Source organism: Pantoea sp. Z09, assembly GCF_022394795.1.
In the GTDB taxonomy this organism is placed as follows: Bacteria; Pseudomonadota; Gammaproteobacteria; order Enterobacterales; family Enterobacteriaceae; genus Pantoea; species Pantoea latae.
This window is the reverse complement of sequence record NZ_CP092373.1, coordinates 669213-689015: the sequence shown is the minus strand read 5'-3', so window position 1 is coordinate 689015 and position 19803 is coordinate 669213. Positions and strand designations below refer to the sequence as shown.

At 61.5% G+C, this 19803-nt stretch carries 20 protein-coding genes; 5 read left to right on the top strand and 15 right to left on the bottom strand.

The features are described from left to right. Nucleotides 1-84 precede the first annotated feature (84 nt). Nucleotides 85-411, bottom strand: coding sequence for a YggL family protein (locus tag MC269_RS03430; RefSeq protein ID WP_081140864.1), 327 nt, complete (start codon nucleotides 409-411; stop codon nucleotides 85-87). Next, the gene (gene trmB, locus MC269_RS03425; protein ID WP_239953959.1) at nucleotides 411-1130 is read right to left on the bottom strand and encodes a tRNA (guanosine(46)-N7)-methyltransferase TrmB; all 720 of its coding nucleotides are present in this window, start codon (nucleotides 1128-1130) and stop codon (nucleotides 411-413) included. Before trmB ends, MC269_RS03430 begins: the two co-directional genes overlap by 1 nt. 155 nt (nucleotides 1131-1285) lie before the next feature. Here trmB and mutY point away from each other — a divergent pair, with 155 nt between their 5' ends. Genes mutY through mltC form a run of 3 tightly spaced genes read left to right on the top strand, consistent with a single transcriptional unit; the run spans nucleotide 1286 to nucleotide 3780 of the window. Continuing rightward, nucleotides 1286-2371, top strand: a complete 1086-nt coding sequence (gene mutY / locus MC269_RS03420; protein ID WP_239953957.1) for an A/G-specific adenine glycosylase — start codon at nucleotides 1286-1288, stop codon at nucleotides 2369-2371. After that, on the top strand, nucleotides 2371-2643 hold the full coding sequence (locus tag MC269_RS03415; protein ID WP_033752305.1) for an oxidative damage protection protein: 273 nt from the start codon (nucleotides 2371-2373) through the stop codon (nucleotides 2641-2643). Before mutY ends, MC269_RS03415 begins: the two co-directional genes overlap by 1 nt. Nucleotides 2644-2700: 57 nt before the next feature. Next, on the top strand, nucleotides 2701-3780 hold the full coding sequence (gene mltC, locus MC269_RS03410; RefSeq protein ID WP_239953955.1) for a membrane-bound lytic murein transglycosylase MltC: 1080 nt from the start codon (nucleotides 2701-2703) through the stop codon (nucleotides 3778-3780). Nucleotides 3781-4522: 742 nt separating this feature from the next. On the opposite strand, the gene MC269_RS03405 is transcribed toward mltC, so the two are convergent. Beyond that, nucleotides 4523-6691 (bottom strand): ornithine decarboxylase, encoded by a 2169-nt coding sequence (locus MC269_RS03405; protein ID WP_239953953.1) that lies wholly within the window; start codon nucleotides 6689-6691, stop codon nucleotides 4523-4525. Between the two features lie 535 nt (nucleotides 6692-7226). Here MC269_RS03405 and MC269_RS03400 point away from each other — a divergent pair. Next, the gene (locus MC269_RS03400; RefSeq protein ID WP_081140859.1) at nucleotides 7227-8210 is read left to right on the top strand and encodes an MDR family oxidoreductase; all 984 of its coding nucleotides are present in this window, start codon (nucleotides 7227-7229) and stop codon (nucleotides 8208-8210) included. Here the strand turns inward: MC269_RS03400 and MC269_RS03395 are convergent. From MC269_RS03395 to MC269_RS03370, 6 genes are all read right to left on the bottom strand, one after another. Beyond that, nucleotides 8207-8716 (bottom strand): CinA family protein, encoded by a 510-nt coding sequence (locus tag MC269_RS03395; protein WP_239953951.1) that lies wholly within the window; start codon nucleotides 8714-8716, stop codon nucleotides 8207-8209. The two genes, MC269_RS03400 and MC269_RS03395, sit on opposite strands and share 4 nt — an antisense overlap. A gap of 96 nt (nucleotides 8717-8812) precedes the next feature. After that, on the bottom strand, nucleotides 8813-9589 hold the full coding sequence (locus MC269_RS03390; protein WP_239953949.1) for a heme ABC transporter ATP-binding protein: 777 nt from the start codon (nucleotides 9587-9589) through the stop codon (nucleotides 8813-8815). After that, nucleotides 9589-10587, bottom strand: coding sequence for an iron ABC transporter permease (locus MC269_RS03385; RefSeq protein ID WP_239953947.1), 999 nt, complete (start codon nucleotides 10585-10587; stop codon nucleotides 9589-9591). The genes MC269_RS03390 and MC269_RS03385 overlap by 1 nt, the downstream gene beginning before the upstream one ends. Then, nucleotides 10580-11401 carry a hemin ABC transporter substrate-binding protein gene (locus MC269_RS03380; protein WP_239953945.1) on the bottom strand — a complete coding sequence of 274 codons (822 nt, stop codon included), beginning with the start codon at nucleotides 11399-11401 and terminating at the stop codon, nucleotides 10580-10582. Before MC269_RS03380 ends, MC269_RS03385 begins: the two co-directional genes overlap by 8 nt. Beyond that, nucleotides 11398-12429 (bottom strand): hemin-degrading factor, encoded by a 1032-nt coding sequence (locus MC269_RS03375; protein ID WP_239953943.1) that lies wholly within the window; start codon nucleotides 12427-12429, stop codon nucleotides 11398-11400. Before MC269_RS03375 ends, MC269_RS03380 begins: the two co-directional genes overlap by 4 nt. Before the next feature lie 55 nt (nucleotides 12430-12484). Further along, nucleotides 12485-14836, bottom strand: a complete 2352-nt coding sequence (locus MC269_RS03370) for a TonB-dependent receptor domain-containing protein (protein ID WP_239953941.1) — start codon at nucleotides 14834-14836, stop codon at nucleotides 12485-12487. 237 nt (nucleotides 14837-15073) lie between these two features. Between MC269_RS03370 and MC269_RS03365 the strand changes: the two genes are divergently transcribed. Then, on the top strand, nucleotides 15074-15361 hold the full coding sequence (locus tag MC269_RS03365) for a SelT/SelW/SelH family protein (protein WP_239953939.1): 288 nt from the start codon (nucleotides 15074-15076) through the stop codon (nucleotides 15359-15361). A gap of 3 nt (nucleotides 15362-15364) precedes the next feature. Here MC269_RS03365 and MC269_RS03360 read toward each other — a convergent pair whose 3' ends face one another. The 6 genes from MC269_RS03360 to cydB form a co-directional block, all read right to left on the bottom strand. Next, nucleotides 15365-15901 carry a PadR family transcriptional regulator gene (locus MC269_RS03360; protein ID WP_081140851.1) on the bottom strand — a complete coding sequence of 179 codons (537 nt, stop codon included), beginning with the start codon at nucleotides 15899-15901 and terminating at the stop codon, nucleotides 15365-15367. Between the two features lie 81 nt (nucleotides 15902-15982). Then, nucleotides 15983-16765 carry a siderophore-interacting protein gene (locus MC269_RS03355; protein WP_239953937.1) on the bottom strand — a complete coding sequence of 261 codons (783 nt, stop codon included), beginning with the start codon at nucleotides 16763-16765 and terminating at the stop codon, nucleotides 15983-15985. Nucleotides 16766-16976: 211 nt separating this feature from the next. Then, a complete protein-coding gene (locus tag MC269_RS03350; RefSeq protein WP_239953935.1) occupies nucleotides 16977-17180 on the bottom strand; it encodes a hypothetical protein in 204 nt (67 codons plus the stop codon). Nucleotides 17181-17365: 185 nt separating this feature from the next. Further along, nucleotides 17366-18232, bottom strand: a complete 867-nt coding sequence (locus MC269_RS03345) for a helix-turn-helix domain-containing protein (RefSeq protein ID WP_239953933.1) — start codon at nucleotides 18230-18232, stop codon at nucleotides 17366-17368. A gap of 397 nt (nucleotides 18233-18629) precedes the next feature. Then, nucleotides 18630-18797: a DUF2474 domain-containing protein gene (locus MC269_RS03340; RefSeq protein ID WP_239953931.1), complete on the bottom strand. Its 168-nt coding sequence runs from the start codon at nucleotides 18795-18797 to the stop codon at nucleotides 18630-18632. Nucleotide 18798: 1 nt separating this feature from the next. Beyond that, on the bottom strand, nucleotides 18799-19803 hold the full coding sequence (cydB, locus tag MC269_RS03335) for a cytochrome d ubiquinol oxidase subunit II (protein WP_081139695.1): 1005 nt from the start codon (nucleotides 19801-19803) through the stop codon (nucleotides 18799-18801).

Sequence of the window (19803 nt, the reverse complement as noted above, 5' to 3'; positions counted from 1 at the left end):
TGTGAACCAGGCGCGGTAATGACAGGTCGCTGTCGGTAGCGCAAGTAAGCCAGCCTGAAGCGGACTCAACGCCGGATAAAAATATTAGTCCCACCAGACGTCGAAAAGTTCGGTCACCTGCACATCATTCAGCTGACGCGCTTCCAGCCATTTACGCACCAGCTCGCGATGCTCGTCGGTGCATTTGCCGGTCTTCTGCAGGCAGATCAGACCTTCCCACACCAGATAGCCGCTGCCGTCATAGGCGAGGCCGTTAGGCGCGATGACTTCGTTGATAAAGTCGTCGACGGTTTTATCAATCTGCTGTTCAGAGGTGCCCTCGGCGAAGCGCCAGGCGACTGAAAAGCCCAGCTCCTGAAACTCGTCGATATGCAGTTTTTTACGTAAACGGCGGCTGCGTTGTGTGGCCATTATTTAATCCTCTCAAACATTAAGTCCCAAACGCCGTGGCCCAGACGCTGCCCGCGCTGCTCAAACTTGGTCAGTGGACGCGTCTCGGGACGCGGCACGTAATTCTGTGTCTCAGACTGGTTTTGATAGCCATCAATGCTGCTCATCACTTCCAGCATATGTTCGGCGTAGGCTTCCCAGTCGGTCGCCATATGGAAGACGCCGCCCAGCTTCAGCTTGCGCATCACCAGCTCGGCGAACGGCACCTGCACGATGCGGCGCTTGTTGTGGCGCGCTTTATGCCAGGGATCGGGGAAGAAAAGCTGCACCATGCGCAGCGAGTTGTCCGGGATCATCTTCTCCAGCACTTCCACCGCGTCGTGGCACATCACGCGCAGGTTCTCGACCTCCGCCTCTTTCGCGGAGGCGAGGCAGGCGCCGACGCCCGGCGCGTGCACTTCAATGCCGAGGAAGTTCTGCTGCGGATTATTCTGCGCCATGGTCACCAGCGAGGCGCCCATGCCAAAGCCGATCTCCAGCACCACCGGCGCCTCGCGGCCAAACAGGCGCGTCAGATCCAGCGGCTCGGGTTGAAACTCTACGCCCATCTCCGGCCAGTATTGGTCGAGCGCCAGCTGCTGTCCTTTGGTCAGACGCCCCTGGCGGCGCACAAAACTGCGAATACGGCGCAATGGCCGCCCGTTCTCATCAAATTCCGGAGTGATGACGTCATTAATCATGTTGTAGCCTGCTGAGTAGCCTGTTTGGGGAAAGGCGCATTATGCAAAGTTAATTAGCAGAAGCAAGCCCTTGCAATCTTCAGGTTTACACCGGGGCTGCGCCTGTGCTGGAATGCCTGCCTGAGTGTAGAGTAATCACGGAAAATTTCCTTCTTATGATGCAAGCGCCGCAGTTCGCGCAACAGGTGCTGGAGTGGTATCAGCGCTTTGGCCGCAAGACCCTGCCGTGGCAGCAGGAGAAAACGCCTTATAAGGTGTGGCTCTCTGAAGTCATGCTGCAGCAGACCCAGGTCGCCACCGTTATTCCCTATTTCGAACGCTTTATGGCGCGCTTCCCCACCGTCGCCGATCTGGCCGCCGCGCCGCTCGACGAGGTGCTGCATCTGTGGACCGGGCTGGGCTACTACGCCCGCGCGCGCAATCTGCATAAGGCGGCGAAGCAGGTCGTCGACCAACATAAGGGCGAGTTCCCGCGCAATTTCGACGACGTCGCGGCGCTGCCCGGTGTCGGACGTTCCACCGCGGGCGCGGTGCTGTCGCTGTCGCTCGGTCAGCATTTCCCCATCCTCGACGGCAACGTGAAGCGCGTGCTGGCGCGCTGCTACGCCGTCGGCGGCTGGCCGGGTAAAAAGGATGTCGAGAAGCGGCTGTGGGAGATTAGCGAGACGGTGACGCCGGCGCAAGGGGTCAGCCAGTTTAATCAGGCGATGATGGATCTCGGTGCGCTGGTCTGCACTCGTTCAAAGCCCAAATGCGACATCTGCCCGCTGAATAGCGGCTGCATCGCCTACGCCAACAGCAGCCAGGCGAGCTATCCCGGCAAAAAGCCAAAGCAGATACTGCCGGAGCGCAGCGGCTGGTTCCTGCTGCTGCAGGATGGCGACGACGTCTGGCTGGAGCAGCGTCCGCCGGTGGGATTGTGGGGCGGTTTGTACTGCTTCCCGCAGTTCACCAGCGAGGAGGCGCTGCACGACTGGCTGCAGGCGCGCGGCATCCATACGAAGCCGCAGCAGCTGACCGCATTTCGTCACACCTTCAGCCATTTTCATCTGGATATCGTGCCAATGTGGCTATCATGGTCATCTGTCGGGGCGGCGATGGATGAACCCGGCGGTCTCTGGTATAACTTAGCCCAGCCGCCGTCAGTGGGGCTGGCGGCGCCGGTTGAGCGGCTTTTGCACGAGCTGCGTCATCCGCAACAGCTGGCCCTGTCCCGGCATGAGATTAGAGAGGAAAAGTAATGAGCCGCACGATTTTTTGTACGTTTTTACAGCGCGACGCTGAAGGTCAGGATTTTCAGCTCTACCCGGGCGAAATCGGTAAGCGCATCTACAATGAAATCTCAAAAGAAGCCTGGCAGAAGTGGATGGCCAAACAGACCATGTTGATCAACGAGAAGAAGCTCAACATGATGAATCCGGAAGACCGCAAGGTGCTGGAGAAGGAGATGGTGAATTTCCTGTTTGAAGGCAAAGAGGTCCACATCGAAGGCTATACGCCGCCAGAAGCATAATTTTTAGGGCCTCAGCGTTGAGGCCCCTCTCTTTTCCGGGTCAGGCACGTATTTACAATGAATAAGAAATTATTAGCCCTGCTGGTGATCGCTCCGCTGTTGGTCTCCTGCTCAGGAAAGAAGTCTTCGCAGTATCACGAAGAGTGGGTAAAGGACACCAACGGCTTCGACATTTTAATGGGCCAGTTTGCGCATAACATTGAGAATATTTGGGGTATCAATGAGGTTCTGATCGCCGGACCGAAAGATTACGTCAAATACAGCGACAACTATTACACCCGCAGCCATATCAACTTCGAAAGCGGCAACATCACTATCGAAACCATTTCCGGTACCGATCCGATGGCCAGCCTGCGCCAGGCGATCGTTACCACGCTGCTGATCGGCGACGATCCGGGCAATGTCGACCTCTACTCCGACGCCAACGACATCGTGATCAGCAAAGAGCCGCTGCTCTATGGTCAGGTGCTGGATAACACCGGACAGCCGATTCGCTGGCAGGGCCGCGCGGGCACCTTCGCCGATTACCTGCTGCAAAATAAACTGCAGCGCCGCGTCTCTGGCCTGCATGTCATCTACTCCGTGACCATTCCGATGGTGCCTAACCATCTCGACAAGCGTGCGCACAAATATCTGCCGATGGTGCGTAAAGCCGCCGAGCAGTACGGCGTCGACGCGTCGCTGATCCTGGCGATTATGCAGACCGAGTCGAGCTTCAACCCCTATGCGGTGAGCCATTCCGACGCGCTGGGTCTGATGCAGGTAGTGCAGCACACCGCGGGCGTCGACGTGTTCCGCATGAAGGGCAAATGGGGCAAGCCGAGCCGCAGCTATCTGCTCGATCCTGAGAACAATATCGACGCGGGCACCGCCTACCTTTCGCTGCTGCAAAACAGCTATCTGGGCGGCATTCAGGATCCGCTGTCGCGTCGCTATGCGGTGATCACCGCCTATAACGGCGGCGCGGGCAGCGTGCTGCGCGTGTTCTCCAGCGATAAGGATCGCGCCTTTAACGCCATTAATAATATGTCGCCAGGGCAGGTTTATAACACGCTGACGACGCAGCATCCGTCGGCGGAGTCGCGGCGCTATCTGTATAAGGTGAGTACGGCGCAGCGCAGCTATCGGCGTTATTGATGGATTGCCTGCTGCGCAGGCGGCTATGAGCGGGTTCCGCCCGCCAGACGGCAGGGAGTTTCAGCCGCGCCGCTGCTGGCGTGCGTGTTAAGGGGCTCGCCAGCCCCTTAACAATCCCGGCTTCCGGCAGCCTCCACGCCGCGCTCCGCGCGGTCCCTTCGTTGCTTACGTCGGCCGCACGGACCGCGCGGATTCGACATCCTGTCTCATGCCGCGCTCTCGCCGACGTCCTGTCGGCTCGTCCTGGCCGCCGTGCGCGCCTCAGCGTGTCAGATGCCTCGACCACACCCCCGCCTGCAATTCCTCAGTTTTTCTATTAACGGCCGCGCTGGCTGAACGAATGATTTACGCTTTCAGCAATGATGGTCATCATGAAACAGAAGAGACCTGCAGCGGGGGTGGTGGGGGCCATCGCAGCCGCTGAGCGGAGGAAGGATTTCAGGACGAGCGGCAGGGATGGGGCGAATAAGGCGAATCCAGCCGGTCCGTCGAAATCCTGAGGGAGCGAAGGGACCCGCGCAGCGGGCGGGTGAGCTGGCCCGGGGCGCGGGTGCAGGGCCGGCGCCTACCGGCCCTGCTCGGTCGCCCGCAGCGGGCGAAATGAAACTGCCCGGCTGTCGGGCGAACGAAACCTGCACCAAGGCCCGTCTGCGCAGCAGACAAACCCGTCTGTCGGGCGGAACCGGCTCATAGCCGCCTGCGCAGCAGGCAACCCCGTCAGGCGGGACGGAACCCGCCGCCGCTACCGCCCGGCCTGGCGCCCCTCCACCATCATGTTTGCCACCAGCTGTTTGCGCCCCTGGCCATCCTCCTCGGTATACACCCCCTGCAGCTCCGGCGAGAAGCCCGGCAGCTGATTGACACCCTCTTCCAGCGCCAGGAAATAGCGCTGCACCGCGCCGCCCCACACTTCCCCCGGCACCACGCAGAGCACGCCTGGCGGATAAGGCAGCGCCCCTTCGGCGGCGATGCGCCCTTCGGCCTCGGCGATCGGCACCAGCTCGACGTCGCCGCGAATATAGGCCTGATGCGCATCCTGCGGGTTCACCTCTACCGCCGGGAAACTCTGCTGGCGGAACATCGCCTTCTGTAGATCCTTGACGTCGAAGCTGACGTATAGATCGTGCATCTCCTGACAGAGCTGGCGCAGGGTATAGCCCTTATAGCGCGCCTGGTTCTTGCGATAAATCGTCGGCAACACCTCCGCCAGCGGCGCATCCTCTCGTACGTGCTGCTCGAACTGTGCCAGCATCGCCACCAGATGCGCCATCTTCTCCGGGCTTTCCGCTGGCGTCAGCAGAAACAGAATCGAGTTGAGATCGCACTTCTCTGGCACGATGCCGTTTTCGCGCAGATAGTTCGCCAGAATGGTGGCAGGAATGCCGAAGCTGGCGTATTCGCCGCTCGCCGCATCGATGCCTGGCGTGGTCAGCAGCAGCTTGCAGGGATCAACCAGATACTGATCCTGCGCATAACCGGCAAAGCCGTGCCATTTCGCCTCTGGCTCAAAGCTAAAGTAGCGGCTGTCGCGGGCGATCGCCTCGGTCGGCGCATCCTGCCAGCGTCTGCCGTCTACCTGCTCTGGCACAAACGGCAGGATCATCTCGCAGCGTTCGAGGATCGCCTTGCGCGCCTCAATGCCGAGCGTCACGCACGACTGCCACATCTGGCGGCCCGCTTCGCCCTGATGCATTTTGGCGTTCACGTCCAGCGCGGCGAACAGCGGGTAGAACGGGCTGGTGGAGGCGTGCAGCATAAAGGCATTATTCAGCCGCTTGTGCGGGCAAAAACGCCGCTGGCCGCGAATATGGTTATCTTTTTTATGGATCTGCGAAGTCTGCGAAAAGCCCGCCAGCTGCTTGTGCACCGACTGGGTGACGAAAATGCCAGGATCGTTCTCGTTAAGCTCCAGCGTCAGCGGCGAGGTGCCCGCCATCACCGGGATAAACTGCTCATAGCCGAGCCACGCGGAGTCGAACAGAATGTAGTCGCACAGATGGCCGATGCGGTCCACCACCTGACGCGCGTTATAGACCGTGCCGTCATAGGTGCCGAGCTGAATAATCGCCAGCCGGAACGGGCGCGCGTCACCGGCGCGCTGCGGTGCCACTGCTTTAATGTGCTCGCGCAGCCAGCCCTCGTCGAAGCAGTGCGCGTCGATGCCGCCGATAAAGCCGAACGGATTTCGCGCCGCCTCCAGATAGACCGGCGTGGCGCCCGCCTGAATCAGCGCACCGTGATGGTTCGATTTATGGTTATTGCGGTCGAACAGCACCAGATCGCCGCGCGTCAGCAGCGCGTTGGTCACCACTTTGTTGGCGCTGGAGGTGCCGTTCAGCACGAAGTAGGTTTTATCGGCGTTAAATACCTTTGCCGCGAACTTCTGCGCGTCTTTCGCCGAGCCTTCGTGGATCAGCAGATCCCCGAGCTTAACGTCGGCGTTGCACATATCGGAGCGAAAAACGTTTTCGCCGTAGAAATCGAAGAACTGCCGCCCCGCCGGATGTTTGCGGAAAAATGCGCCGCCCTGATGCCCCGGACAGGCGAAGGTGCTGTTCTGCATATCGACATAGCGCGTTAACGTGTCGAAAAACGGCGGCAGCAGGTTCGCCTCATATTCTGCCGCGGCCGCTTCCAGCGCCGCCCACTCTTCTGCCGAGCCGTTCAGCTCGCCGGTCACGCCCGGCAGATGCAGCACATCCTCTTCCCAGGCGTTGGCAACAAACACCGGCAGGTTAAAGCCGGTATGGCGCAGCAGCGCCAGCACGCCGCTGCGCGTGTCGGCCAGCGAAACGACCACCGCCGCCACGTCGGTAAAGTCGGTGTTGTCCAGCGTCACTACGTCACGCGCGGTATTCAGGGTAAGGCCCGGCGCGACGGCGGCGCTGGCGGCAATTTTCAGTGGTGTCATAACACAAATCCCCAACGGTGAAGGATGAGTGAGTGCCAGAGGCACGGCAATGGGGAAGATTCCCCGGCGAATAACGTCAGGCGGAAACGGAAAAAGGGGAAAAGCCGCCCCCGATAGACATCAGTAAAGCCAGATCGCGTCTGTCTTTACGCATGCCCAACAGTGAACGTTTAGCTGGCCTCACCGCATGGTGAGCGGGAAGCGCGTCGATAGAGAGATCGCAGGTGCTGGATAGTGCGCGCGTAAACAGGCGCGGTGGCGCAGGGTTCTGGTCACAGGCGGCATCCTCAGCAGGTAAGCGAAAAAGAGGCGCAATAATGTCATTTTTTTTGCGCGCGAACAACCGAGAAAAGTAAATAACCTTGCAGACCACAAAGTAGCAACCCAATGAAAAATAATGAATTTAAATAAAAGGCATTTACATAAATGCTTAATTATCTTTGCGTTATGAAAGGTTATGCATCCTGCCTTCGCTACCCCTTCCCGCCGTGGAAGAGTAGACTGAGCCGCACATTTCCTGCTTGCCGGAGGCTGCATGTTTACCGCATTAGTCATTGAAAATGATGAGCAAGGCTATCGCACCAACCTGAAACAGCTTAACGAATCCCAGCTGCCCGACCATGACGTTACCCTCGATGTCGCTTACTCCACGCTGAACTACAAAGACGCGCTCGCCATCTGCAATAAAGGGCCAATCGTGCGTCAGTTCCCGATGGTGCCGGGCATCGATTTTGTCGGCCGCGTCACCGCCAGCCGCCATCCTGAATGGCAGCTGGACGACGTCGCGCTGCTGACCGGCTGGGGCGTTGGCGAAAAACAGTGGGGCGGCCTGGCGCAGAAGGCGAGCGTCTCTGGCGACTGGCTGGTGGAGGTGCCCGCTTCGCTCAGCCCGCTGCAAACTATGGCGATCGGCACGGCAGGCTTTACCGCGATGCTGTGCGTGATGGCGCTGGAAAAACAGGGCGTCACGCCGGATCGCGGCCCGGTGCTGGTGACCGGCGCCAGCGGCGGCGTCGGCAGCTTTAGCGTCAGCCTGCTGTCGCGTCTCGGCTTTGAGGTGGTTGCCGCCAGCGGACGCGCCAGCGACGAAGCCTACCTGATCGACACGCTCGGCGCACGTTCGGTTATCGACCGCAGCGAGCTGTCGCAGCCCGGCAAGCCGCTGGCGAAAGAGCGCTGGGCGGCGGCAATCGACAGCGTCGGCAGCCATACGCTGAGCAACGTGCTGGCCGCAACGCAGCGCGACGGCGTGGTGGCCGCCTGCGGCATGGCGCAGGGGCTGGATCTGCCCGCCAGCGTCGCGCCCTTTATTCTGCGCGGCGTGACGCTGACCGGCGTCGACAGCGTGATGTGTCCGAAACCGCTGCGCCAGCAGGCGTGGCAGCGCCTCGGCGAACTGCTGAACGGCGACACCCTGACGCAGCTCGCCACCCTGATCCCGCTCAGCGAGGCGAAACAGGGCGCGCAGGACCTGCTGGACGGCAAGGTGCGTGGCCGCCTGATTGTCGACTGTCGTTAAGCCTTCTGATGCAGGGCGACGTCGCGCAGCAGCACGTCAAGACGCGCCAGCGCGAACTGCGCGCCCTGCTCCATTACTGATTTCGGCTCGCCCGCAAAGCGCCGCATCTCCGCCACGACGCTGCCGTCCGGCAGCGCCCAGCCAAACCAGATAGTGCCCGCCGGCGTGCCGTCTTCGCCACCGTCCGGCCCGGCATAGCCGGTGATCGCCAGGCTGACCGGCTCGCCGGAACGCGCGCGCGCGCCTGTCGCCATCTCGCGCGCGGTCTGCTCGCTAACGGCGGTGTGCGCCTCAAGAGTTTCCGGCCGGACGCCCAGCAGCTGGCTTTTCGCATTGTCGCTGTAGGTGACGAAGCCGCTGGTGTAGAAGTTGCCGCTGTTTTCTACCTTCGCCAGCGTCATGCTGATCAGGCCGGCGGTGCAGGATTCGGCGGTCGCTAACCGCCACTCAGAGGAAAGAAGCCGCTCGCCAAGCTGTTCGGCGGCCTGATCTAATGCATCGGTCATACTTTGCTTCCCTGTTTATGGTTTCAGTCTACAAAGTATGGTTGAAAATCGGCGCGCCGCTAAGGGCTAACGCCATGAATAGTAAGCCAAACGGCGTCAGGCGCGCAGCTGGATCACCGGCCTGCCACTCTCGTGATGCGCGGTGACGCGCAGCTCCGCCTGATACCAGCGCGTCAGCGTCGCTTCGGTCATCACCGCCTGCGGCGAGCCCTGCGCCACCATCCTGCCCTGATGCAGCAGCAGGATGCGATCCGCCCAGAGCGCGGCGAGGTTGAGATCGTGCAGCACGGCGCAGACGCCTAAATCGCCCTGGCGTGATAAACGATGCAGCAGGCGCAGCGTGCTCTGCTGCCAGAAGAGATCGAGCGCCGAGGTCGGCTCATCGAGAAACAGCCAGCCGCGCGGCGCGCCGTCGCGCCACAGCTGCGCCAGCACGCGCGCCAGCTGCACGCGCTGCTGCTCGCCGCCGGAGAGCAGCCGATAGTCGCGTCCGGCCAGCTCGCTGCAGCCGGTCAGCGCCATCACCTCGTCGACAATCGCCTCTGCGCCCGCGCTGGGCCAGGGCGCGCGACCCATCGCCACCACGGCGGCGGCGGGCAGCGAGAAGGTGACCAGATTTTGCTGGCGCATCACCGCACGCCGCTGCGCCAGCTGCTGACGCGGCCACGCGGCAAGCGGGCGATCCCCCAGTCGGCACTCGCCGCTGTCCGGCGTGACAAAGCCGGTCAGCATGCGCAGCAGCGTCGACTTGCCCGCGCCGTTGGGGCCGATCAGCGCCACCATTTCGCCGGGCTTAAGCGCCAGATCCAGCGTGTCGATCAGCTGCCGTCCGCCCTGTGCGTAGCACAGGCTGCGCGCTTCTAGCTGTTCCATCACTCACCTCCTCGCTGCTGACGCAGGATCAGCCAGAGAAACCAGGGGCCGCCCAGCAGGCTGGTCAGCAGCCCTACCGGCATTTCGGCCGGCACCACCACCGTGCGCGCCAGCGTATCCGCCAGCAGCAGCAGCAGCGCGCCCGCCAGCGCCGATCCAGGCAGCATCCAGCGGTGATCGCTGCCGAGACAGAAGCGCATCACGTGCGGCACCACCAGCCCGACAAAGCCGATAATGCCGCTTACCGACACCGCCGCGCCCACCAGCAGCGCGCTCAGCACCAGCAGCTGCCGCTGGGTGCGGCGCACGTCGATGCCCATATAGTGCGCGTCCTCTTCCCCCAGCTGCAGCAGATTAAGATGACGCGCACGCAGCTGCGTCAGCAGCAGCGACGGCAGAATAAAGGCGGCGCACACCGCCAGCATCGGCCACTGCGCCTGGCTCAGGCTGCCCATGCCCCACAGCGAGAGCTGGCGCAGCTGCTGATCGTTGCTCAGCCAGGCGAGCACGCCCACCGCCGCGCCGCACAGCGCGTTGATGGCGATACCCACCAGCAGCAGACGCGCCAGACTGCCCTGCGCCAGCTGGCTGAAGCTGAAAATCAACGCCATCACCGCCAGGCTGCCGAGAAAGGCCGCCACGCTCGGCAGCCAGAGCGCCAGCAGCGGCGGCAGCGCCAGCGGCAACACAATGGCGATCGCCACCGCCAGCCCCGCGCCGCTGCTGATGCCGAGCAGGCCGGGATCGGCGAGCGGGTTGCGAAACAGCCCCTGCATCACCGCGCCGGACACCGCCAGCGCCATGCCGATGACCACCGCCAGCAGCACGCGCGGCAAACGGATGTTAAGCCAGATCTGCCAGAGCGTGTCGCTGAGCGGCGCCAGCCACAGGGCGCGCGGCGACAGCGTCATCGCGCCGAGATTCGCCGCCAGCGCCACCGCCGCCAGCATGGCGATCAGCATCAGCGCCAGCCAGCGCAGCGCGCGCGGATTACTCATGCCGCGCCGCTTCCGCCGCTTTGCGCAGCTTCACGAGGGCGCCAGGGGTGTCGAGACCGAAGCCGAGCAGCGCCATCTCGTCGATTACCAGCAGGTTCTTCTGCTGGCCCGCCGGGGTCAGCGCCAGGCCAGGCAGCTGCCACACCTTCTCTTCATCGCCCAGGGTTTTCAGCCCGTCATCGCCGATCACCACCAGATCCGGCGCGGCGGCGATAACGCCCTCCTGCGACAGCGGCTGATAGTGCGGCACCGCGCCCATCGCGTTGACCAGCCCGGCGCTGCGGATGGCGCCGTCGGCGGCGGTGTCGCTGCCCGCCGCCAGCGACTTCATGCCGCTGTGGGTCATAATAAACAGCACTTTTACCGGCAGCGGCCGCGTCGGCAGCACCGCCAGCGTGCGGCTCACCTGCTGCGCCAGCGTCTGCGCCTCTTCCTCGCGCTGCAGCGCCTTGCCGATGGTCAGGATCTTTTTCGGGATAGCATCAAGGCTGTTCTCGCCGGTAACTTCCACCACCTTTACGCCCGCCTGGGCGATCTGCTGCAGCGCCAGCGAGGGTTTCGCCTGCTCGCTGCTCAGCACCAGCGTCGGCTTCAGCGCCAGAATGCCCTCGGCGTTAAGCTGACGCATATAGCCGATATCCGGCAGCTTTTTCGCCAGCGCCGGATGCTGGCTGGTGCTGTCGCGCGCCACCAGCGCCTGCTGGCCGCCCAGCGCATAGACAATCTGCGTGACGTCGCCGCCGATTGAGATAACGCGCTCCGCCGCCAGCGACTGCAGCGCCAGCAGCAGCAGCCAGGGGATCAGGCGTTTCATGCCACTTCTCCCGCCGCGCTCAGCGAGGTCACCTGCTCGCGCCAGCGCGCCTGCTCCGGCGTGCCTTCGCTGCGCTGGCCGTAGAGCTGCGCGATCTGCGTGCCGTCGGCGGCGAACAGCTCCAGGCTGGTGACGAAGCCGTCGCTGCCGGGTTTGCGCGTCACCCAGCTCTCGTGGATCTGGTCCGCCATCAGGTGCAGCGTAAAGCGCGGGTTGAAAATATTGAGCCAGTTCTCCATCGGCACCACTTTTTCCACCGCGCCGGTAAAGATCTGGGTGCAGCCGCGATTGCCGACGAAGATCATGATTTCATTGCCTTCCTGCTGCGCCAGCGTTAGCAGCCGCGCCAGCGCGTCGTTCTCCACGCGCCACGCCAGATCGCTGCCCGCCGCGCGGAACGCCTGCGGGCGCGAGACGTTATGGCGCTTCAGCAGGCCAAAGAACTGATGCACGTCGGTCATGGCGCGCCACTCGCTGTCGATAGCGGCGGCGTCGATCTCTTCGGCGAAGCTGGCCGGTTCTGGCGCGTCGACGTGCAGCGCGGCGGGCGCCTCGTCAGCGAAGCGCGCGATCAGCGCCTGCCAGGCCGGCATGTCAGTATGGTCAGTGGCGTAAATTTTCAGCACCGCGTCGCCGTGACGATCGAAAATCTGAATGCTCTGCCGCTCGCCGTGCGCGCTCTGCTCGCGCAGGAAAAACGCGCTGCGCCACTGGCCGGGAAACAGACGCAGATCGAGCGCGCGCGGGTTTAGCACCAGCCCGGCGTGATCGCCCATTTTAAGGTTCTGATAGCTGCCAAGATGCTCATGCACCGCATAGTCGTTGCGGGTGATATTTTTGGTTTCGCCGACCGCTTCTAGCGCCTGCAGCAGCTCGCGGAACTGCGGCTGTAGCCGCTGCGCGTCCTGACCGACGCGGGCGTCGCACAGCGCCGCTTCGCTGATGCCCATCAGCGCGGCCAGATCGCGGGCGTATTTTTTCGGGTGGCTGCTTTTCAGCGTTTGATAATGTTGAAACAGTGGATTCATTGCGCGTTGCTCCCGTAGCAAAAACGCCCTGCCTCAGCGCAGGGCGGACGAGTGATTAGAAATCGACGTTGACGCCCAGCTGGTACGTGCGGCCCGGCATCACCGCCAGCGCCACATCGTTGCGATCCTGCGCCGTCTCGCTGGTCAGCTCGCGGCTGCTGGTGTAGTCCCAGTATTTGCGGTCGGTCAGGTTATAGATGCCGCCGCTCAGCCTGACGTTCTTCGCCACCTGCCAGTAGGCCGTTGCATCTACCATGCCATAACCCGGCACGCGCATATACTCGCTGGTGGCGTCGGTGAGCGCCGCGCCGCTGTTGGTATAGCTTTCGCGGTTGGTTTCCGTGGCGCGTTTGCCTTTGACGAAGGTTGCGGTGACCGCCGCGCCGTAGCCGCGCTGCACGTCATCCCACGCCAGCCCGACGATCGCCTTCAGCGGCGCGACGCTGTCGAGATCGACATACTTGTCGCCTGAATAGCTCGACTTCGACTTCCCTTCGTTATAGCCCAGCGCAAAGGTGGCGCTCAGCCCGTCGACCTGCTGGAACCAGGTGCCGAAGTTGAGTTTAGTCGCCAGCTCCGCGCCGTAGATATAGGCCTTGTCGCGGTTCTCCGCCTGGTAGGTGGTGTAAATATTGCCCGGCACGTTAACGAACTTGTCAGGGTTGCCGGCGCGGGTATAGCGCGTGTAGGCGATAAAGTTTTTGTACTGGTTGTAGAACAGCGAGGCGTTCACCGTCACGCCTTCCACCGCCTGGCCTTTCACTCCCCACTCGAAGTTGTTGCTGGTTTCGGTGTCGAGATCGGCGTTGCCGACCAGCGCATACTGCGCGCGGCCCGCATAGCTGGAGCCGAGGTTCCAGGAGCCGTAGAGCTGGCTGGCGGTCGGGAACTCGACGCCGCGCTTGTACTGCAAATAGGTGATGAGCGCTGGCGTCAGATCGTACTGCAGGGTAAGCGACGGCAGCACTTCGGTGTCGCTGTTGCCGGAGCCGTAGAGCGTTTCCAGCTGCTCTTCGGTCAGCACGCTGCTGCCAGCGGTGAGGTCGGAGAGGTTGCGCGGTTTGGTGTTCTGATACATCACGCGCACGCCGGGGATCACTGCGAAGCCGTGGCTGTCGAGGTCGAAGTTGATCTTATCCTGCAGGTAGCCGGCGACGGTGTAGCTGCGGCTGTCGGCCTGCGGCTGCATGATCACGCTGTACTGGCTCGGCGTGGGCGACTGACGGAACGGGCGCTCGGTGCTCTCGATGCTGGCGTTAACGCCGGCGCTCAGCTCGTGGCGGCCGACGATTTTCGTGGCGCGCGTGTCGAAGCCGAGGCTGCGGGTGTTGTAATCGGAATAGACCCTTTCCCAGGCGCTGGCGCTGCTCGGCATCCAGGTATTGTCGTGCGACTCGGTTTTCTGCCAGTAGAGGCGCGTGGTCAGAGTGTCGAGCAGATCGCTGTAGGGCGTCCACTCATCCGCCAGGCTGACGCCGAAGCGGCGCGTGTCGCTCTGCTGCTGCGAGGTGCCCCAGACGGTATTGCCGGAGGTATCCCAGCCGTCGTAGTGGGTGTGGTTAGTTTTGTGGTAGTAGTCGAAAGTGGCGCTCAGCTTATGCTGGTCGTTGGGCTGCCAGATGCCGGAGGTCATAAAGGCGTCGGAGTGCCAGTTAGCCGGATAGGCCTGCTTCACGCCGCTGTTGTTTTGCGTCTCCTGACCGTCGCGGCGGCTGTAGACAAACAGGCCGCGCAGTTCATCGTCGCCCGCTGCCGCCGTGATGCCGTTGTGCCAGCTGCGGTCGGCGGAGTTGTAGTTACTCTGATAGCCGAAGTAACTGTTTTTGCTGCCGCTCAGGTAGTCGTCGGCGCTTTTGTTGTGAAACGAGACGTTGCCGCCAATCGAGGCGTTGGGCTGATCGACCGCGGTCGCGCCCTTTTCAATCTCGACGCTGCCGAACATATAGGGATCGATATAGTCGCCGCGCCCGATGCCGAAGGTGTTGTTGCCGACGCGGCTAACGTAGGGACGGCCGGTGGCGTCCGGCAGGGGAATGCCGTCAACGTCGAGCCCGACGCGGTTGCTCTCCAGGCCGCGAATGTTGTAGCCGCTGTAGCCGGCGCGGTCGAAGCCGCTTTTGCCTGAGGAGGAGCCGCCCGCCGATCCGGTGGCGCTGATCAGCGGCTCATAGCACATAATGGAGCCGAAGTCGTTGGCCCCACGTTTTTGCAGGTCGGCGGCGGATAATGTGGTTTTATTGCCCGCCTTTGGCTTCGGCGCGGTAACGGTCATGACCGGGTCGGCGCTGCTTTTTTCGCTGGCAGGCGTTTCGCTGGCGGCATAGCCGCAGGCGGCGTGAACCGAGGCAGCCAGCAGCGCGATTTTACAGAGTCGCGGCTGGGTGAATCCCTGAAACATTGAAGACATAAGCGCAAATACCTTATTGATTGTTAGTATTTGCTCACTTACTTGCTGTCAGTAGACAAAGCACGGTTTTGCACATCAAACCGTAAACAGAACGTCTTTTTTATTATGAATAATTTCGCCAGAAATGTAATGTAAGTGGTAATCATTATCAACTGGCTTTAGAGTAAGATGTATCTTACACCGCACGATTTGCTAATCTGCGTGCAGAGCGAAACTAACGTCGACAGGGAAACCGCTATGACCGAGAAACCCTCCATTATCATCCACTACTGCACCCAGTGTAACTGGCTGCTGCGTTCCGCCTGGATGGCGCAGGAGCTGCTGCACACCTTCGCCGACGACCTGGCGGCAGTCACGCTGAAGCCGGGCACCGGCGGGGTATTTGAGATTGTCATTAATGACGATATGCTGTGGGAGCGTAAACGCGACGGCGGCTTTCCTGACGCGGCGGCGCTGAAGCAGCGCGTGCGCGACGTCTGCTTCCCGGATCGGCCGTTAGGTCATGTGGATAAGAAAAAAAGCTGAGGCTTAGCTGGCAGCGATTTTATCCGCCGCCGCGTTTAGCGCCTCGACCACCTTTGCCAGGGTTTCCGGCGATATGTCTTGCTGGGCGAGGCGGCTATTGAGCGTGGTACGCATACGGTGGATCGCCTGATCGACGTCGGGAATGCTGCGGTTATTGACCAGCACCGCCAGCGACGACAGGCGCTCAATCAGCTGCTCGACCTGCGGCTGCTGCTCCGCCAGCTGCGCGCGTCCCGCCGCATTCAGCGTATAGGCTTTGCGCGACGCCTGCGCGTCCACCACGCTGATGGCGTCCAGCTCTTCCAGCAGCGTCAGATTGGGATAGATAATGCCGGGACTTGGAGAGTATTCGCCTTTAGACAGCTCTTCGATCGACTTGATCAGCTCGTAGCCGTGTGCGTCGTTTTGCGCCAGAAAATGCAGCATTAACAGGCGGATATCGCTGGCGTCCAGCATCTTTTCACGTCGCTTACGGCGACCGCCGCATCCGCCGCGCGGAGCGGAATCCTGGTGACACGAGAAAGCCGGATCCTGTTTCATTGCCTGCCTGAAGGGAGTCTTTACGGGAGGATGATAGTAGTCCGCCGCCTGGCAAAATTCAACACGGGCGGCGGTATCGGCCTATTTGGCGTGCCAGTAAGCGACGGCGCGCACAAAGGCGGGATCGAGGCCGCGACGCGTGACAAAGTAGTCGCCGAGCGCCTTGGCGAAGTCGCCCTCGCCGGTCAGCCAGATAAAGTAATCCTCCTGCGGCACGGCGATGTTATCCAGCGCGGCGATCAGCTTATCCGCCTGCGCCGCGCCGCTGCCGAGCCAGTGGGCGTTGACGCCAGCCAGATCTGGCAGGTAGTCGCGCCCGGTCGCTTCATCCACGCAGGCGAACAGATGCAGCGCCTGCGCCCTGGCGTCGGCCTGACGGCGTTTGAACGCCGGCAGCCCGGTTTCATCGCAGACGTAGAGCTGAAACGCGTAGTCGGTCGGCACCACCAGCGAGCCGCGCGGGCCGCCCATAATCAGGCGATCGCCCTCTTTCGCCTGCTGCGCCCAGCCGCTGGCGACGCCACCGTCGTGGATATAGAAGTCGAGCGTCAGCGACGATTCGCCGTCAAAGGCAAGCGGCGTATAGTCGCGCGCCGGCGGACGCGCGCCGCCTGGCCAGACGATGCCGTCGTCGGTCATCTGCGGCAGCTGCAGTTCCGCGCCGCTCTCCTGCGGGAAAAAAACTTTGATATGGTCGTCAAAGCCCGGCGAGTGGAAGCCCGCCAGATCGCTGCCGTGAAAGGTGATGCGCCAGAATTCGCTGGCGACCAGCGTTTTGCTGGCGACGGTGATGTGGCGAAAGCGCAGTTCGTTGCGCACGCGCTGCGGCGCGCGGCTGCGGGACGCCTGGTTGTCGGAATGCATAAATCCTCCTTTTACGCCGCCGGCTGCGGCCGTGAATGCGTGAGAAAACAGAAGAATGATTCTCATTTGAGGCGCCCAGATTACTCATGATATATCTTACACGCAAGGATCGATTGTGCTATTTCCGCGCAGCCGAAAAGGTGCGCAGGCGAATGCCTGCGCACAGAAGAGCATGCGAATCAGAGAAGCGCGCGGAGGTCGCGCGCGGCGATCAGAGGTTGTCGTTTAAGGCGTCGGCGCCGAAGTGCTTCGGCGACTGCTGCGGCAGCGCGTTGTCGCCGAGGATTTCATGCTGGGTCGGCTGGGCATGCGGATGCAGGCCAGCAGGCGGCGTAAAGGGTTCAGCCATCTGGGCGCCGGCAAAGAGCGGCAAAGCAGAAAGCGCCGTAACAAGGAACAGCGAAGTCAGTTTCATGGTTGTCGTCGTGTTATATGTCTGGTTCGAAAAGAACCTGAAAGGCAGATGAATATCCAGTCCGGCAGGCCTTATGCACGATATCCGCACGGCTTCCGGGTTAAGGCAGGAATTTTACGCCAGAAAACGCATCTATTTTATAAAATCGTGCGGTTTATCACAGTTCACCGCACGAAAAGCCGCTGCTAGCTCAGCGTGACAGGAATGGAGAAGAGGCCGACCAGCGCGTCCGGCGTCGAGGCTTTCATATCGAGACGCAGCAGATCTTTTCCCTGACGGCGCGCGACGCCCAGCGCGGGCAGATGCACGTAGTAGAGATCGGCGATAAAGCGCGTCAGCTGTTCCGGCGCGCCCTGCCAGGGAATAGTGGCGTAAAGCCCGCGCGCCGAGGTCCAGTTGACGATATGCGACCCCATGATATCGGCGTGCTGGCTCTCCAGCGCCTGAAACAGGCTAATGTGCTGCTGCTCCGCCGCCGAGCTGCCGGGGCCGTACTGGAAGCCGAGCCAGCCGCGCTCGACGTGCTGACCGGCGAAGCGCACAAAGCTGCGCGCCTGCTGCGCCACGGTGTGCGCGTGATCGCGCACGTAGTCGCCGAATTTACACTCCCACTCCACCACTTCCCCGCGCAGCTGCAGCTCATCGCGCTCCACCAGCTGCGCCTGCAGCATTTCGCCATGCACCGAGATCGGGCCGTGAAAGCTTTGCAGCTGCAAATCGGGCACGCGACGGAAGGCGCCCGGCGTCAGCGAGAAGTGGTTTTTGAAGACGCGGGTGAAGTTCTGCTGGTTGTCGAAACCAAAGCGCACCGCGATGTCGATCAGCGGCATGCGCGTCAGGCGCAGCGCCATGGCGGACATGGTGAGGCGGCGTTTGCGCGTATAGGCCGCCAGCGTCTGGCCGGTCATCTCTTTGAACATGCGCTGCATATGCCATTTGGAGTAACCAGATTTCAGGGTGATCAGATCGATATTAAGGTCGTCGGTCAGATTCGCTTCAATCCACTCCACCAGATCGCTGATGTACTGTTTTTTTACGTTCAGGCTGAGCATTTGTGTGGGGATCGTAGAAAAGTATTGCGGGATTAGTCACATAATCATAACAAAAATGTCTTACGCATGTAAGGAAGGGTAAAGAAAGCGTAAGCCCAACGCGGGCAAAAGGCATTTAATGCTTAGTCTGCGAAAAGGATAACAAAACGTGTTGTCTGTGGATGAAGATGCACACGCGGATAGCATGGACCGATCGCAAAGGCGCTTTACGCATCCCTGCTCGCTCGGTCCGCGCAGTTACGCACCTCATCCCTGAGGTGCGCCCGTAAACGGGCCAACGTTGCTCGTTGTTCAAAAACGCTCCCGGCGTTTTTGTCCTTGTCGCGGGACGTTTTGCTCTTCGGTCCATGCCAGCCGCTCAGTAAGCACTTTGCGGCCTTTGACAGGAACGAAAAGATTAGTGGCTGCGCATACCCGCCGCAGTCATCATCATACGGAACAGCATTGCCACCACACCGAGCGCCAGCACGCTTGCTCCATAGATCACCACCAGCCACAGAATGCGTTTCCACAACGGCGCTTTGGGTTCATTGTGGTGTTTCACGTTGCCGACCTCAGTTTGCATATCAATGGTATCCTTCGTCTGCTTTGATTTTCCCGCGGAACACGTAGTAGCTCCAGAAGGTGTAGCCGAGGATCATCGGAATAATTAACAGGCTGCCCACCAGCATAAAGGCCTGGCTAATCGCCGGCGACGCGGCCTGCCAGATGGTAACGGAAGGCGGAATAATATTCGGCCATACGCTGATGCCCAGGCCGGAAAAGCCGAGGAAAATCAGCGCCAGCGTCAGCAGAAACGGCGAGTAGTGCGCCTCACGCTTGATGGCGCGAATAATGCCCCACGAGCAGAGCAGCACCAGCGCCGGAACCGGCAGGAACCAGTACAGGTTCGGACGGGTGAACCAGCGCTGCGCGATGGCGTCATGGCTGAACGGCGTCCACAGGCTGATAATGCCCACCACCACCAGCAGCGCGATCACCAGCGGCGTCGCCAGCGCCGACATCTTGCGATGCAGCTCATGCTCGGTTTTCATAATCAGCCAGGTGCAGCCCAGCAGCGCATAGGCGATCACCAGACCCACGCCGCAGAACAGCGGGAACGGCGCCAGCCAGTCCATTGCAGAACCGCTGAAGTGACGGCCCGTCACCTTAATGCCGTCGAGCATCGCGCCGACCGCAACGCCCTGGCTAAAGGTCGCCAGAATCGAACCCGCGACGAAAGATTTGTCCCAGAACGCGCGGTGCGTTTCGGTCGCCTTAAAGCGGAACTCGAAGGCGACGCCGCGGAAAATCAGGCCGATCAGCATCGCCGTCAGCGGAATCGAGAGCGCATCGGCGATCACCGAATAGGCCAGCGGGAAGGCGCCATACAGGCCCGCGCCGCCCAGCACCAGCCAGGTCTCGTTGCCGTCCCAGACCGGCGCGACGGTGTTCACCATCATGTCGCGCTCGACCGCATCCTTATTAAAGGGGAACAGCAGCCCGATACCGAGATCGAAGCCGTCCATCACGATGTACATCAGCGTCGCGAAAACGATAATCGCGAACCAGATAATGGAAAAATCGATCAT

Bases quoted from the DNA above. Each gene is read 5' to 3' on its own strand.
- MC269_RS03395 (WP_239953951.1), bottom strand. From the start codon at position 8,716: ATGACCGATGCATTAGATCAGGCCGCCGAACAGCTTGGCGAGCGGCTT.
- MC269_RS03345 (WP_239953933.1), bottom strand. From the start codon at position 18,232: ATGCTCAGCCTGAACGTAAAAAAACAGTACATCAGCGATCTGGTGGAG.
- MC269_RS03370 (WP_239953941.1), bottom strand. From the start codon at position 14,836: ATGTCTTCAATGTTTCAGGGATTCACCCAGCCGCGACTCTGTAAAATC.
- MC269_RS03360 (WP_081140851.1), bottom strand. From the start codon at position 15,901: ATGAAACAGGATCCGGCTTTCTCGTGTCACCAGGATTCCGCTCCGCGC.
- MC269_RS03350 (WP_239953935.1), bottom strand. From the start codon at position 17,180: ATGAAACTGACTTCGCTGTTCCTTGTTACGGCGCTTTCTGCTTTGCCG.
- cydB (WP_081139695.1), bottom strand. From the start codon at position 19,803: ATGATCGATTTTTCCATTATCTGGTTCGCGATTATCGTTTTCGCGACG.
- MC269_RS03385 (WP_239953947.1), bottom strand. From the start codon at position 10,587: ATGAGTAATCCGCGCGCGCTGCGCTGGCTGGCGCTGATGCTGATCGCC.
- MC269_RS03355 (WP_239953937.1), bottom strand. From the start codon at position 16,765: ATGCATTCCGACAACCAGGCGTCCCGCAGCCGCGCGCCGCAGCGCGTG.
- MC269_RS03340 (WP_239953931.1), bottom strand. From the start codon at position 18,797: ATGCAAACTGAGGTCGGCAACGTGAAACACCACAATGAACCCAAAGCG.
- MC269_RS03380 (WP_239953945.1), bottom strand. From the start codon at position 11,401: ATGAAACGCCTGATCCCCTGGCTGCTGCTGCTGGCGCTGCAGTCGCTG.
- MC269_RS03430 (WP_081140864.1), bottom strand. From the start codon at position 411: ATGGCCACACAACGCAGCCGCCGTTTACGTAAAAAACTGCATATCGAC.
- mutY (WP_239953957.1), top strand. From the start codon at position 1,286: ATGATGCAAGCGCCGCAGTTCGCGCAACAGGTGCTGGAGTGGTATCAG.
- mltC (WP_239953955.1), top strand. From the start codon at position 2,701: ATGAATAAGAAATTATTAGCCCTGCTGGTGATCGCTCCGCTGTTGGTC.
- MC269_RS03405 (WP_239953953.1), bottom strand. From the start codon at position 6,691: ATGACACCACTGAAAATTGCCGCCAGCGCCGCCGTCGCGCCGGGCCTT.
- MC269_RS03415 (WP_033752305.1), top strand. From the start codon at position 2,371: ATGAGCCGCACGATTTTTTGTACGTTTTTACAGCGCGACGCTGAAGGT.
- MC269_RS03400 (WP_081140859.1), top strand. From the start codon at position 7,227: ATGTTTACCGCATTAGTCATTGAAAATGATGAGCAAGGCTATCGCACC.
- MC269_RS03365 (WP_239953939.1), top strand. From the start codon at position 15,074: ATGACCGAGAAACCCTCCATTATCATCCACTACTGCACCCAGTGTAAC.
- trmB (WP_239953959.1), bottom strand. From the start codon at position 1,130: ATGATTAATGACGTCATCACTCCGGAATTTGATGAGAACGGGCGGCCA.
- MC269_RS03390 (WP_239953949.1), bottom strand. From the start codon at position 9,589: ATGGAACAGCTAGAAGCGCGCAGCCTGTGCTACGCACAGGGCGGACGG.
- MC269_RS03375 (WP_239953943.1), bottom strand. From the start codon at position 12,429: ATGAATCCACTGTTTCAACATTATCAAACGCTGAAAAGCAGCCACCCG.